Consider the following 15,746-nt stretch of genomic DNA (forward strand, 5'->3'; position numbering starts at 1 on the left):
CGATTACCGGTCCACGTCCGTCCTGTCCGCAACCACGGATGACGGCGCGGAGGGCGACAATTCCGAGGCGATCGGGACGCGCACTCCGCATTCCACCGAGGCGGTGGAAAGTCTGGCGTTTTCGTGCGACCTGTATCACCCCCCGGGTCGTGGGATTCCGAAGGAGCTCTGACGTACTGGTGGCGGACACAAATGCCGACCGGAATTCGCTGAACGGACACGGCGGCGACCCCGCCGGGCCGGGCGAACCCATCGCCGTCATCGGGGTCTCCTGCCGACTGCCGGGAGCGGACGACCCGACGGCGTTCTGGGACCTGCTGCGCGGCGGCGCGGACGCCGTGACCGAACTCGCCGCGCCCCGTTGGCCCGTGGAGGGCGACGCGGACGCCGAGCCGGACGCAGATTCGGACGTCGATTCGGACATCGGGCCGGGCGGTCCGGGAGATCCGGGCGGTCCAGGAGATCCGGGCGGTCCGGGCGCGGCCGGTCCGCAGCGCGGCGGCTTCCTGGACGCCGAGCGGATCGAGGGCTTCGACGCGGAGTTCTTCGGCGTCACGCCCCGCGAGGCCGCCCAGATGGACCCCCAGCAGCGGCTCGCGCTCGAACTGGGCTGGGAGGCGCTGGAGGACGCGGGCCTCGCCGCCCTGCACCCCGCCTCCAGGACCGGGACCCCCGAGGCCGCCTCGGCGGCGCACCCGGGGAAGACGGCTCGACAGCCCGTCGCCTACGGGGTGTTCCTCGGCGTCATCGCCGACGACTACGCGACCTTCAGCGCCCGGTCAGGACCGGCCACCGCCCACACCCTCACCGGCCTGCACCGCAGCCTCGTCGCCAACCGCATCTCCTACGCGCTGGGCCTCAACGGCCCGAGCCTGACCGTCGACGCCGGGCAGTCCTCCTCGCTGGTCTCGGTCCACCTCGCCTGCGAGAGCCTGCGCTCCGGCGAGTCGGCGGTCGCCCTGGCCGGCGGCGTGAACCTCAACCTCGTCCCGGAGACCACCGAGCGGATCACCGCCTTCGGCGCGCTCTCTCCCGACGGCCGCTGCTACACCTTCGACGAGCGCGCCAACGGCTACGTCCGCGGCGAGGGCGGCGCGGTCCTGGTCCTCAAGCGGCTGAGCGACGCCGTCGCCGACGGCGACCCGATCCGCTGCGTGCTGCTCGGCAGCGCCGTCAACAACGACGGCGGCGGCCCCGGCCTCACCAGCCCGCACCAGGCGGCGCAGGAAGACCTGCTGCGCAGCGCCTACCGGCAGGCCGGGGTCGCGCCGGACGAGGTGCAGTACGTCGAACTGCACGGCACCGGCACCCGCGTCGGCGACCCGGTCGAGGCCCGCGCGCTCGGTACGGTGCTCGGCGCCGGCCGCGACCCGCGAGCGCCGCTGGCCGTCGGCTCGGTCAAGACCAACGTCGGCCACCTGGAAGGCGCGGCGGGCGTGACCGGCCTGCTCAAGCTGATCCTCAGCGTCCAGCACCGGGCACTGCCGCCGAGCCTCAACTACCGCCGCCCGAACCCGGAGATCGCGCTGGCGGACCTCCGCCTGCGGGTGCAGACCGGGGACGGGGCGACCGCCTGGCCCGACGCCGACCGGCCGCTGCTGGGCGGTGTCTCCTCCTTCGGCATGGGGGGCACCAACTGCCATGTGGTGGTGGGCGAATGGGCCGCGGCCTCGGCCTCCGTCGTCCCCGACGCGGCTGCCCCGGTCGCCGCCCCCGCGAAACGGTCACCGCTCGGTGAACTCGACCTCGTGCCCTGGCCGGTGTCCGCGCGGTCCGCCGCCGCGCTGCGAGGCCAGGCCGAACGCCTGCTCGCCGTCGCCGAATCCGCCGATGCCGAATCCGCCGATGCCGATGCCGATGCCGATGCTCATGCCGGCTCCGGCTCCGGCTCCGGCTCCGACTCCGACTCCGGCTCCGGCTCCGACTCCGCCGACGGCGGCGACCCGTCGAACCTGCGCCCGGTAGGCCGGGCCCTCGCCCTCTCCCGGGCGGCGTTCGAGCACCGCGCTGTCGTCCTCGCGGCCGGACCCGCGGACGCCCGTAACGCCGTCGGCATGCTCGCCACCGGCATGCCCGCGGCCGGTCTCGTGAGCGGCGCGGTGCGCGCCGGAGGCAGCCGGGTGGCCCTGGTGTTCCCGGGCCAGGGCTCGCAGTGGGCGGGCATGGCGATGGAACTGCTCGCCACCTCACCGGTGTTCGCGTCCCGGATGGGGGAGTGCGACACGGCGCTGGCCCCGTATCTCGGCAGCTCGGTGGTCGAGGCGATCCGGGAGGGCGCCCTGGACGACGTGGTCGTCGTCCAGTCGGCGCTGTGGGCGGTGATGGTGTCGCTGGCCGAGGTGTGGCGCGCCGCCGGTGTCGAGCCTGGCGCCGTCATCGGGCACAGCCAGGGCGAGATCGCCGCCGCCTGCGTCGCGGGCGCGCTGTCCGTCGAGGACGGGGCGAAAACGGTCGCGCTGCGGGCGAAGGTGATCGGCGCGTCGCTGTCGGGCCGCGGCGGGATGCTCTCGGTCGGGCTGCCCGTCGGCGCGGTGCTCGAACGCCTCGCCCGCTGGGGCGACCGGCTGTGCGTCGGATCGGTCAACGGGCCTTCTTCCACCGTGGTGTCGGGCGAGCTGGACGCGCTCGCCGAACTGCGCGCCGCCTGCGACGCCGAGGGCATCCGCGCCCGGCGCGTCGACATCGACTACGCGTCGCACTCGGTCCAGGTCGACGCGATCCGGGAGGAGGTGCTGGACGCCCTGGCCGGCATCACCCCGGTGGCGTCCGACGTGCTCTTCTACTCCACGGTCACCGGCGGCCGGCTCGACACCCGGGAGCTGGACGCCGCGTACTGGCTCGCCAACCTCCGCGGGCAGGTGCGGTTCGACGAGACCGTACGCGCGCTGCTGGCGGACGGGTTCGGCTACTTCGTGGAGGCCAGCGCGCACCCCGTGCTGGCGGTGGGCCTGGCCGAGACGTTCGAGGACGCCGGGTTCGACGCGGTCGCGCTCGGCACGCTGCGCAGGAACCAGGGCGGCCAGGAACGCTTCCTGACCTCGCTGGCCGAGGGCTGGGTACGCGGCCTGCCGGTCGACTGGCAGGCCGTGTTCGCCGACACGCCCCCGGCCCAAGTGGCGCTGCCCACCTACGCGTTCCAGCGCCGCCGCCACTGGCTGGACACCGCGACCGGCCGCCGTCGCCGACGCGCGGGAACCGCCGCCGTACCGGCCCACCGCACCATCAGGGACGCCGAGCACGACGGGGACCGGGACTCCGGCGCCGAACCGGCCGCCGCCGCCTCGTCGTTCGCCGCCCGACTGGCCGCGCTGCGCCCGGCCGAGCGGGATTCGACGCTGCTGCGCTTCGTTCTGGCGCACGCGGCGGCGGTCGCGGGACAGCCGTCGCCGGACGCGCTCGACCCCGAACAGACCTTCAAGAACCTCGGGTTCGACTCGCACCTGTCGGTCCAGCTCCGCAACCGCATCGCCGAGCAGGCCGAGGTGGCGATGCCCGCCACCGTCCTCTTCGACCAGCCCACGCCGTCCGCGCTCGCCCGCCACCTGCGCGCCGCCCTGCTCGACGCGGGACCCGCGGGGAACGACACCGCGGCGCCCCCCGCTGACCACCCGGACGCCGACGACTCCCCGATCGCCATCGTCGCCATGGCCTGCCGACTGCCCGGCGGCGTCGACTCGCCCGAGGCGCTGTGGGACGTCGTCGCGGACGGCCGGGACGTCATCGGCGACTTCCCCGACAACCGCGGCTGGGACATCGAGCGCCTCTACGACCCGCAGGCGCGGCGCGCGGCCACCAGCTACGTCCGGCACGGCGGATTCCTCGACGGCGCACCGGACTTCGACGCCGGGCTGTTCGGGATCTCGCCGCGCGAGGCCCTGGCCATGGACCCGCAGCAGCGCCTGCTGCTGGAGACCTCGTGGGAGGCGGTCGAGCGCGCCGGGATGGACCCGCTGTCCCTGCGCGGCACCCGCACCGGCGTCTTCTTCGGCGCGATGTTCCAGGAGTACGGGCCGCAGCTCCAGTACGGCGCGGACGGCGTCGAGGGCCACCGGCTCACCGGCACCCTCACCAGCGTCGCCTCGGGACGGCTGGCCTACACGCTGGGCCTCGAGGGCCCGGCCGTCACCCTGGACACGGCCTGCTCGTCGTCCCTGGTCGCACTGCACTGGGCGGTACGGTCGCTGCGGTCGGGCGAGTGCACGATGGCGATCGCGGGCGGCGTCACGATCATGTCCACGCCCGGCATGTTCGTGGAGCTGAGCCGACAGGGGGCGCTGTCCCCCGACGGCCGCTGCAAGGCGTTCTCCGCCGCCGCGGACGGCACCGGCTGGTCCGAGGGCGTCGGCGTCCTCGTGGTCGAGCGGCTCTCCGACGCGCGCCGCAACGGCCACCAGGTGCTGGCCCTGATCCGCGGCTCCGCCACCAACCAGGACGGCGCGAGCAACGGCCTGACCGCGCCGCACGGCCCCTCGCAGGAGCGGGTGATCCGTGACGCGCTCGCCGACGCGCGGGTCGCCGCCGCCGACGTGGACGTGGTCGAGGCGCACGGCACCGGCACGACGCTCGGCGACCCGATCGAGGCGCAGGCGCTGCTGGCCACCTACGGGCGCAGCCGCCCCGAGGACCGGCCGCTCCGGCTCGGCTCGGTCAAGTCCAACATCGGGCACACCCAGGCCGCGGCGGGCATCGCGGGCGTGATCAAGATCGTGCAGGCCCTGCACCACGAGGAGCTGCCCCGCACTCTGCACGCGGACGTTCCCTCGCCGCACGTCGACTGGTCCGGCGCCGTCACGCTCCTCACCGAACCGGTGGCGTGGAAGCGCGGGGACCGGCCGCGGCGCGCGGGCGTCTCGTCGTTCGGCATCAGCGGCACGAACGCGCACGTGATCCTGGAGGAGGCGGAGGCTCCCGTAAGCGCTCCGGCCGCGCCCGGCGCGTCCGAGGCCGAGGTCGAGGCCGAGTCCGTATCCGCTTCGGCATCCGTATCCGCTTCCGCTTCCGAGGGCGGGGCCGGGGACCCGCGGGCGCTCCCGATCCTCACCGGCGCCCCCGCACCGTGGCCGGTGTCAGGACAGTCGGCCGCCGCGCTGCGCGCCCAGGCCGCCCGTATCCGCGACTGGACGGGCGAGGCCGGGGGAGACGGCCCCGCGAGCACGGGCGACGGCCGGGCCGCCACCGGCCATGCCCTGGCCACCGCCCGCGCCGTACTCGAACACCGGTCCGTCGTGCTCGCCGCCGACCCCGACGGGACCCGTGACGCGCTGACCGCCGTCGCCGTCGGCGCGCCCACCCCCCACGCCGTCGTCGGCGCGGCCGACCTGCGCGGCCGGACCGTGTTCGTCTTCCCCGGCCAGGGCTCCCAGTGGCGCGGCATGGCCGCCGAACTCCTCGACACCTCACCGGTGTTCGCCCGCCGCTTCGCCGAGTGCGAGCGGGAGACGGCCGCCTACGTCGACTGGTCCGCCACCGCTGTGCTGCGCGCCGCCCCGGACGCGCCGCCGCTCGACCGGATCGACGTACTCCAACCGGTGCTGTTCGCCGTCAACGTTTCCCTGGCCGCGATGTGGCGCGCCGCGGGCGTCGAGCCGGCCGCCGTCGTCGGCAGCAGCCAGGGCGAGATCGCCGCGGCCTGCGTCGCGGGCGCCCTCACCCTCGCCGACGCCGTCCGCATCGTCGTCCTGCGCAGCGCGCTCTTCGGCGAGGAACTCGTCGGCAACGGCGCCGTCGCCTCGGTCGCGCTGAGCGCGCAGGCGCTGGAAGAGCGACTGGCCGCGTGGGACGGCCGCCTCACCGCGGCCGGACGCAACGGACCCACCGCGCAGACCGTCGCCGGGGACGAGACCTCGCTCGCCGAATTCGTCGCCGCCTGCAAGGACGAGGGGATCAGGGCCCGCGTCATCGGCTCCACCGTCGCCTCGCACTGCGCCCAGGTCGACCCGCTGCGCGACCGCATCACGCAGATGTTCGCCGACGTCACGCCCGCCGCGGGCGACGTCCCGTTCTACTCGACCGTCACCGGCGGCGCGCTCGACGGACACGGGCTCGACGCCGACTACTGGTTCGAGAACGCCCGCAGGCCGGTCGACTTCGAGACCGCCGTCCACACACTCCTCGACGAGGGCTTCCGGTTCTTCGTCGAGATCAGCGCCCACCCCGTACTCACCCCCGCCATGCAGGAGACGTTCGAGTACGCCGGGACCGACGCCCTCGCCCTCGGCACGCTCCGCCGCGACGAAGGCGGCGCCGACCGCTTCCTCACCTCCGTCGCCGAAGGCTGGGTCCGCGGCCTGCCCGGCGTCGACTGGACCCGCCTGCTGCCCGCGACCGACGGGCGCCGCGTCCACCTGCCCACCTACGCCTTCCAACGGGCGCGGTACTGGCTGGAGTCGGCGGCGGGCGCGGGCGCGGGCGCGGGAACGGACGGCCTCGGCCTGTCCGCCACCGGGCACCCGATGCTGGGCGCGGCCGTACAACTCGCCGACACCGACACCCTGTTGCTCACCGGCCGGATCTCGCTGCGCACCCATCCGTGGCTGGCGGACCACGCCGCTCTCGACACGGTGCTGCTGCCCGGCTCGGCGTTCGCCGAACTGGCCCTGCACGCAGCTGAGTTGACCGGATGCGCCCAGGTCGAGGAACTCACCCTGGAAGCACCGCTGGTCCTCACAGGACAGGACGGCGTGCACCTCCAGCTCACCGTCGGCGCACCGGACACGACCGGCCGCCGCGAACTGCGAATCCACTCACGACCTGACCGCGCCGACGCGCACGACGACTCCGGAAGCGTCGACACCGGCCCCTGGGTCCGGCACGCCGCGGGCGTCCTCGCCTCCGAGGCGCCCGCCGCTCCCGAACCCCTGACCGCCTGGCCCCCGGCCGACGCCCGGCCGGTGCCCGTCGAGGAGTTCTACGCGGACCTGGACGCGACCGGTTACGGCTACGGTCCGGCCTTCCGCCGCGTCCGCGCCGCCTGGCGGTCGGGCCAGCACCTCTACGCCGACGTCGCCCTCGCCGACGAGCAGGCCACCGACGCCGGATCGTACGGCGTCCATCCCGCCCTGCTGGACGCCGCGTTGCACATTTCCCTGGCCCATGTGGACGGCCTGCGGCTGCCGTTCGCCTGGCGCGGGCTCGCCCTGCACGCCGTCCACGCCTCGGCGGTCCGCGTCCGCGTCACTCCCGACGGCCCGGACACCGTCGCCCTGACCCTCGCGGACGCCACCGGCGCGCCCGTCGCGTCCATCGAGGCGCTCACCCTGCTGCCCGTCGGCGAGGCGCAGTTGAGCCCGGCGGGAGGCCCCGCGAACACCCCCGCGGACCAGGCGCTCTTCCGGCTCGACTGGCAGCCCGCCGCGACCGCGGAGCCCGCCGCCGAATGGCTGGCCGTCGGTCCCGGCACGGGCGACGACGGCGTGCCCGACATCGCGGAACTGCTCGCCCGCATCGACGCGGGCGCCATCGAGGCGCCGCCGACGGCACTGGTACGGCTCGGCGGGTGGGGGCACGAGGAGCCGGGCGGCGCGAAGGGTGCGCCGGGCGACGGCGACGGTTACGGGAGCGGGGCTTCGGGTTACGACGGCGGCCCGCCTGTCGGCGCGAACGGTGTCCTCGGCGACGGGAGTGGGACGGCGGCCCACGAGGGCGGGACGCCGGGCCGTACGCCGGTCGACGCTGCACTGCCCGCCCGCGCCCACGCAGCGACCGCCGAGGCGCTGGCCCTGCTCAAGACCTGGCTCGGCGACGAGCGGCTGAGCACGTCGCGCCTGGTCGTGCTGACGCGCGGGGCGGTGGCTGCGGGACCCGACGAAGCCGTCGCCGATCTGGCGACGGCACCCGTCTGGGGCCTGATCCGCAGCGCCCAGTCCGAGCACCCCGGCCGCCTCGTCCTGGTCGACACGGACGACACACCGGCGTCCCGGGACGCACTGGCCACGGCCGTCGCCACCGCCGTCGCGCGGGACGAGGCGCAGATCGCCTTGCGCGCGGGCGAGACACGGCTGCCCCGGCTGGTCCGCGCCACCCCCGCCGCCGCGTCCGAGGCGCCCGGCACCCAGGGCGACCCGCACACCGCCGAGGCCGACCCGCACGGCACGGTCCTGATCACCGGCGGGACCGGCGCCCTCGGCTCGCTGCTGGCCGGTCACCTGGTCACCGAACACGGCGTCCGGCACCTCGTCCTGACCAGCCGACGCGGACCCGACACGGACGGCGCCGCCGACCTCAGGGCCCGGCTCCGCGCCGACGGCGCGGAGACCGTCGACATCGTCGCCTGCGACGCGGCCGACCGAACGGCGCTGGCCGCCCTGCTGGATTCCATTCCCCCCGACCGGCCGCTGACCGGCGTGGTGCACGCGGCCGGTGTGCTCGACGACGGACTCGTGCTGTCCCTCACCGACGACCAACTGTCCCGCGTGCTCACGCCGAAGGTGGACGCGGCGGTCCATCTGCACGAACTGACGCGGCACTTGGACCTGTCGCTGTTCGTGCTGTTCTCCTCCATCGCCGCGACCTTCGGCAACCCCGGCCAGGCCGACTACGCCGCCGCCAACGCCTTCCTCGACGCCCTCGCCGCGCGCCGCCGCGCCGAGGGCCTGCCCGCGCACTCCCTCGCCTGGGGCCTGTGGGAGGAAGTCGGCAGCATGCGCGCCCACTTGGACGACGGCGACCTCGCCTGGCTGCGCGCCTCCGGCGTCCGGCCGCTGGCCGCCGACCTCGGCCTGGCCCTGTTCGACGCGGCCACCGCCACCGACACGTCCTGCCTCGTCCCCGTCTCGCTCGACCTGACCGCCCTGCGCACCGAGGCCGCCCGCGGCTCCCTGCGGCCCGCCTTCCGCAGCCTGGTCCGCGCACGGCGCACCGCCGCCGCTGCCGCACCGGCCGACAGCGCCAGCGACCTGCGGCACCGCCTCACCGGCCTCGACCCGCAGGAACAGGACCGGCTCCTGCTCGATCTGATCCGTGAACAGGCCGCAGCCGTCCTCGCGTTGCCGACACCGGACACGATTTCCGCGCGCCGCAGTTTCAAGGAGTTCGGCTTCGACTCGCTGACCGCCCTGCAACTCCGCAACGCCCTCGCCACGTCCACCGGCCTCCGCCTCCCCGCCACCCTCGTCTTCGACTACCCGACGCCCCAGGCGCTCACCGGCTTCCTCCGCACCCTCGTGCTGGGCGCCGGCCGGCCGGGCCAGCCGGCGGCAACGGACCCGGCCGACGCGGCAGTCCGGGCGTCCGCTCCGGACAGTGACACCGACCCGGTGGTGATTGTGGGGATGGCGTGTCGGTATCCGGGTGGTGTGGGTTCGCCTGAGGAGTTGTGGTCGCTGGTTGCTTCGGGTGGGGATGCGGTGTCGGGGTTCCCGGTGGACCGGGGGTGGGATGTTGAGGGGTTGTTTGATCCGAATCCTGGTGTGGCGGGGCGGAGTTATGCGCGTGAGGGCGGGTTCCTCTATGGCGCGGGTGAGTTCGATGCGGGGTTCTTCGGGGTGTCTCCGCGTGAGGCGTTGTCGATGGATCCGCAGCAGCGGCTGTTGCTGGAGGCGTCGTGGGAGGTGCTGGAGCGGGCGGGTATTGATCCCGGTTCGCTGAAGGGCAGTTCGACGGGTGTCTTCACCGGAGTCATGCACCACGACTACGGCTCCACCGGCGACCGCCCCGAAGAACTGGAGGGCTACGCCGTCACCAGCACGCAGGGCAGCGTCGCCTCCGGCCGGGTCTCGTACACCTTCGGGTTCGAGGGTCCGGCGATGACGGTGGACACGGCGTGCTCGTCGTCGCTGGTCGCGATGCACCTGGCGGCGCAGGCCCTGCGGTCGGGGGAGTGCTCCCTCGCCCTGGCCGGCGGCGTCACCGTCATGGCGACCCCGTGGGTCTTCGTGGAGTTCAGCCGCCAGCGGGGCATGGCGCCCGACGGCCGCAGCAAGGCGTTCTCGGCGGCGGCGGACGGTGCCGGGTGGGGCGAAGGTGTCGGTGTGCTGCTGCTGGAGCGGCTGTCGGACGCGCGGCGCAACGGTCACCGGGTGCTGGCGGTGATGCGGGGCTCCGCGGTGAACCAGGATGGTGCGTCGAACGGGCTGACCGCCCCGAACGGGCCTTCGCAGGAGCGGGTGATCCGGGCCGCCCTGGACAGTGCCGGTCTGACGGCCGCCGATATCGACGCCGTCGAGGCGCACGGGACCGGCACGGCACTGGGCGACCCGATCGAGGCGCAGGCGCTGCTCGCGACCTACGGGCAGGAGCGGGCCGGTGAACTGCCCCTCTGGCTGGGCTCGGTGAAGTCGAACATCGGCCACACGCAGGCCGCCGCCGGGGTCGCGGGCGTCATCAAGATGGTCGAGGCGATGCGCCACGGTGTGCTGCCGCGCACGCTCCACGTGGATGAGCCGACGCCGCACGTCGACTGGACGAGCGGCGCCGTCGAGTTGCTGACCGACTCCCAGGACTGGTCCCGGGGCGACCGCCCGCGCCGGGCCGCCGTCTCGTCGTTCGGCATCAGCGGGACGAACGCGCACGTGATCCTGGAAGAGGCCGAGCCGTCGCGGACCTCCGAGCCCGACGTCGCGCCGGAGGCAGGCCCGTTGGGGTCGCTGACGGTGGTGCCGTGGGTGGTGTCCGCGCGGTCGGCGGACGCGCTGCGCGGCCAGGCCGGACGCCTGGCGTCCTTCGTCGAGGCGGGCGGCGCGGAGAACTCCCCGGCGGACGTCGGCCTCTCCCTCGCGACGTCCCGCACCGCCCTGGAGCAACGGAGCGTGGTGCTGGCCCCCGACATCGCCGAGGCCGTCTCGGGGCTCGGCGCCCTGGCCGACGACACCCCGGCCGCCCGCGTGGTGTCGGGCGCGACGGTGCGGGACCCCGGCCGGGTGGTGTTCGTGTTCCCGGGTCAGGGGTCGCAGTGGGCGGGGATGGCGATGGGGTTGTTGGACTCCTCGCCGGTGTTCGGGGCGCGGTTGGCGGAGTGTGACGCGGCGCTGCGTCCTTACGTGGGGTCGTCGGTGGTGGAGGCGATCCGCGAGGGTGCTCTGGATGATGTGGTCGTTGTTCAGGGGGCGTTGTGGGCGGTGATGGTGTCGCTGGCTGCGGTGTGGCGGTCGGTGGGCGTTGAGCCGGGTGCGGTGATTGGTCACAGTCAGGGTGAGATCGCGGCGGCGTGCGTGGCGGGTGCGTTGTCGGTGGAGGATGCGGCGCGCGTGGTGGCGCTGCGGGCGAAGGCGATTCGCGGGTCGTTGTCGGGGCGTGGCGGGATGGTGTCGGTCGCGCTGCCCGCGCAGGACGTACGGGAGCGGATCGCGCGCTGGGACGGCCGTATCTCGGTCGCGTCCGTGAACGGGCCCTCGTCCACGGTCGTTTCGGGTGAACCTCAAGCCTTGGTTGAGCTGCTGACGGTGTGTGAGGCCGAGGGCGTACGGGCGCGCCGTATCGATGTGGACTACGCGTCGCACTCGGCACAGGTGGACGCCATACGCGGGGAAGTAGTTGAGGCTCTGTCCGGCATCGAACCGGCAACCTCCGATGTCCCGTTCTACTCGACGGTGACCGGCGGCCGTATCGACACGAGCACGCTGGACGCCGACTACTGGGTGACCAACCTCCGCCAGGAAGTCCGCTTCGACGAGACCGTCCGGGCCCTACTGGCGGACGGGTTCGGGTACTTCATCGAGTCCAGCCCCCATCCGGTCCTGGCTGTCGGTCTGGCCGAGACGTTCGAGGACGCGGGCTCCGACGCCGTCGCGCTCGGCACCCTCCGCCGTGACGAGGGCGGCCAGGAACGCTTCCTCACCTCCCTCGCCGAGGGCTGGGTACGCGGCCTCCCCCTCGACTGGCGGTCCGTCTTCGCCGGAACCCCCGCCCACCACGTCGACCTGCCCACGTACGCCTTCCAGCACGAGCGCTACTGGCTGACCGGTGACGGCAGCCGCAGCGGCGATCCCAGCGGGCTCGGGCAGGAGGCCGTCGATCACCCGCTGTTGAGTGCGGTGGTGCGCCTGGCGGATTCGGATCAGGTCGTGTTCACGGGCCGGTTGTCGCTGGCGTCGCACGCGTGGCTGGGCGATCACCGGGTGGAGGGGACCGTGCTGGTGCCGGGCGCGGCCCTGGCCGAATGGGCGTTGCGCGCGGCGGACGAGGTCGGGGCCGGGCGGGTCGAGGAGTTGACGCTCCAGGTGCCGTTGGTGGTGCCGGAGGGCGGCGGCGTACAGGTGCAGGTCTCCGTCGGCGCGCCCGACGCGGACGGACGGCGCGAACTCGGCATCCACTCCCGCGCGGAGACCGCCGCGCCGGGCGACCGGCCCTGGACGCGCAACGCCGCCGGCACGCTGCTCGACGGCAGCCCTGACACCCCGGACACGCTCACCGCGTGGCCGCCGCCGGGCGCCGAGCCGGTGCCGGTCGACGGCTTCTACGAGCGGGCAGCGGCGGCCGGTTACGGCTACGGCCCTGCCTTCCAGGGCCTGCGGGCCGCATGGCGCGACGGCGACGAGCTGTACGCGGAAGTGGCGTTGCCGGAGGCCGCGGCCAAGGACGCGGCCCGATTCGGCATCCATCCCGCCCTGCTCGACGCCGCGATCCAGGCCGTACTGCTGGAGCACCCTCACGGCTCGCCGGTCCGGCTGCCGTTCGTCTGGTCCGATGTCGTGCTGGGCGCGGTCGGCGCGACCTCTGTACGCGTACGGCTGCGGGCCTCGGGACCTGACACGGTGTCAGTGAGGGTGACCGACACCGCAGGCGCCCTGGTCCTGTCGGTGACGTCCCTCGTGCTGCGCGCGGTGTCGGGCGACCAGCTCCGCGGTACCGGCGCGGACCCGGTCGACGGCCTGTTCCGGGTGGACTGGGTCCGCGCGACGCCTACGGAGGCCGACGCGGCGACGGCCGACTGCGTCCTCGTGCCGGGGGCAGCGGGCCTCGCGGCCCTGGCCGCCGCCTCAGAGTCGGTTCCGCCGCTGGTCGGCGTGGCCCTGCCCCCGGTCTCAGTCTCGGATGGCGTGCCGGGTGCGGTGGCGGACGCAGTGACCGGCGTGCTGAGTCTGGTCCAGGAGTGGCTGGCCGAGGAGCGGTTTGCTGGTTCGCGGTTGGTCCTTCTCACCCGTGGCGCGGTGTCCACTCACAGCGGTGAGCCTGTCGCAGATCTCGTCCACGCCCCGGTGTGGGGCCTGGTGCGCAGCGCGCTCGCCGAGAACCCCGGGCGCCTGCTGCTGGTCGACACCGACCACGACGTGGAGACGGCCGCAGATCTCGGTGCGGTGCTCGGTGTCGCGGTGGCGGCGGGTGAGCCGCAGGTGGCGGTGCGTGGTGGTGAGGTGCTGGTGCCGAGGCTGGTGCGGGCGCCTTCCGGTGGCGGGGGTTTGGTGCCGCCCGCCGAGGGCGCGTGGCGACTGGTCGCCTCCGAAGGGACGCTCGACGGGCTCGCCCTGGCCCCCCACCCCGCTGCCGACGCGCCGCTCGCCCCCGGCCAGATCCGGGTCGGTATCCGCGCGGCCGGTGTCAACTTCCGTGACGTCGTGGTCAGTCTGGGCATGGTCGGCACTGAGGAGTCGCTCGGCTGCGAGGGTGCGGGTGTCGTGGTCGAGGTCGGGCCCGGTGTCGCGGGTGTCGTGGTGGGTGACCGGGTGATGGGTCTGCTGCCGGAGTCGTTCGGTCCGTTGGCGGTGGTGGACGAGCGGTTGGTCGTGCGGGTGCCGGAGGGCTGGAGCTTCGAGCAGGCCGCCGCCGTCCCCGCGGTGTTCCTCACGGCGTGGATCGGTCTCGCCGACCTCGGCGAACTGCGGTCCGGGCAACGGGTGTTGATTCACGCGGCGACCGGCGGTGTGGGGATGGCGGCCACGCAGTTGGCCCGGCACTGGGGTGCCGAGGTCTTCGGGACCGCCAGTGAGGGCAAGTGGAACACCCTCCGGGACATGGGCTTTGACGCCGAGCACATCGCGTCCTCCCGGACCCTGGCCTTCGAGGACGCCTTCATGACCGCCACCGGGGGCGACGGAGTCGACGTCGTACTGGACTGCCTGGCACGGGAGTTCGTGGACGCGTCGTTGCGGTTGCTGCCGCGTGGCGGCCGGTTCCTGGAGATGGGCAAGACCGACATCCGCGACCCGGAGGCCGTCGCCGCCGAGCACCCCGGCGTGACCTACCGGGCCTACGACCTGGCGAAGGCGGACCCGCAGCGAGTCGGCGAGATCCTGCGGGAGTTGGCGGGGTTGTTCGCGGAGGGTGTGCTGGAGCCGTTGCCGGTGCGGGTGTGGGACGTACGGCGGGCGGACGAGGCGTTGCGGTTCATGTCGCAGGCGCGGCATGTCGGCAAGGTCGTGCTGCGTCTTCCGCGTGCGGTTGATGACGCTAGTGCGGTGGTGATCACGGGTGGTACGGGTCTGCTGGGCGGGCTGGTGGCCCGGCATTTGGTGGCCTCGTACGGGGTCCGGGATCTGGTGCTGGCCAGCCGACGGGGCGAGGACGCTCCCGGAGCGGCCGAGTTGGTGGCGGAGTTGGTGGCGGCCGGTGCGCGGGTCGAGGTCGTGGCGTGTGATGTCGCGGTCCGGGACGAGGTGGCCGGGCTGCTCGCGCGCTTCGGCGGGGAACGTCCGTTGGGCGGTGTGGTGCACTGCGCGGGCGCGCTGGACGACGGTCTGGTGCCGGACCTGGACGCGGAACGTATCCGGAGTGTGCTGGGCGCGAAGGTGGATGCCGCGTGGCATCTGCATGAGCTGACCCGGGACCTGGACCTGTCGTTGTTCGTGCTGTTCTCGTCGCTCGCGGGCGTGGTGGGCACGGCGGGGCAGGGCAATTACGCGGCGGCGAACACGTTCCTGGACGCTCTGGCCGGTGTGCGCCGTACGAGTGGTGCGGCCGGTGTGTCGATGGCATGGGGACACTGGGCCACCGACTCGGAGCTGACCGGTTCGCTCGATGAGGTCGACCGGGCACGCTTGGCCCGTTCCGGCGTGGTGCCGATGAGCGTCGAGCAGGGAATTGGCCTGTTCGACGCGGCCGTGAACTGGGACACGCCGCTCGCCGTCACGGCCCGCCTCGCGCCCGAGACGGCGGACGAGCAGACCGCGGGAGAAGCCTTCCGCGCTCTCGCGCGCGGCCTGACGAGCCGTACCCCGCAGCGCCGTACCGCCAAAGCCGCTGTCCCTGCGGAGCGTTCGGGCGGCGCGGACCTGGCCGCGCGCCTCGCCGCGCTCGGAGCCGCCGAGCGCAGCGCCGTGCTCGTCGACATGGTGCGCACCAACGTCGCGGCGGTGCTCGGCCACGGATCGTCGGCCGCCGTCGATCCGGCGCGCGCGTTCAAGGAACTGGGCTTCGACTCGCTGACCGGTGTCGAACTGCGCAACCGCCTCGGCACCGCCACCGGACAGCGGCTCGCGGCCACCGTGGTCTTCGACCACCCCACCCCCGACGCCCTCGCCGCGCACCTGCTCGGCACGCTGCTGCCCGACGAACAACCGCCAGGTGCCGATGAACTCCTGGCCGAACTGGCGGCGTTGGAGACCCAGCTCGCCACCGTCGCGGCCGAGGACGTGGACGCGGACCAGCGCGCCGCGGTCGGCCGCCGACTGGAGACACTGCTCGCTTTCTGGCGCGACTCCGGCACCGAAACCGGCTCAGGCACACGCGAGACCGGTGCCGCCGACCGGCTGAAGTCGGCATCCGCCGACGAGGTGCTGGATTTCATCAACAACGAGCTCGGGATCTCCTGAGCGGCCTCGCCCGGCACGGCGGCACGAGCGCCGGGCGGGCCACACGACGCAGGACATCCCGTA

Annotated in this window: 1 protein-coding gene; it reads left to right on the forward strand. The window is 74.1% G+C overall.

The window, feature by feature from the left end:
- The first annotated feature begins 179 nt into the window (after window positions 1-179).
- A complete protein-coding gene (locus ACIP4Z_RS12105) occupies window positions 180-15,683 on the forward strand; it encodes an SDR family NAD(P)-dependent oxidoreductase (protein ID WP_401306954.1) in 15,504 nt (5,167 codons plus the stop codon).
- The last annotated feature ends 63 nt before the right edge of the window (window positions 15,684-15,746 follow it).

The organism is Streptomyces sp. NPDC088910 (genome assembly GCF_044749865.1).
Taxonomy (GTDB): Bacteria; Actinomycetota; Actinomycetes; order Streptomycetales; family Streptomycetaceae; genus Actinacidiphila.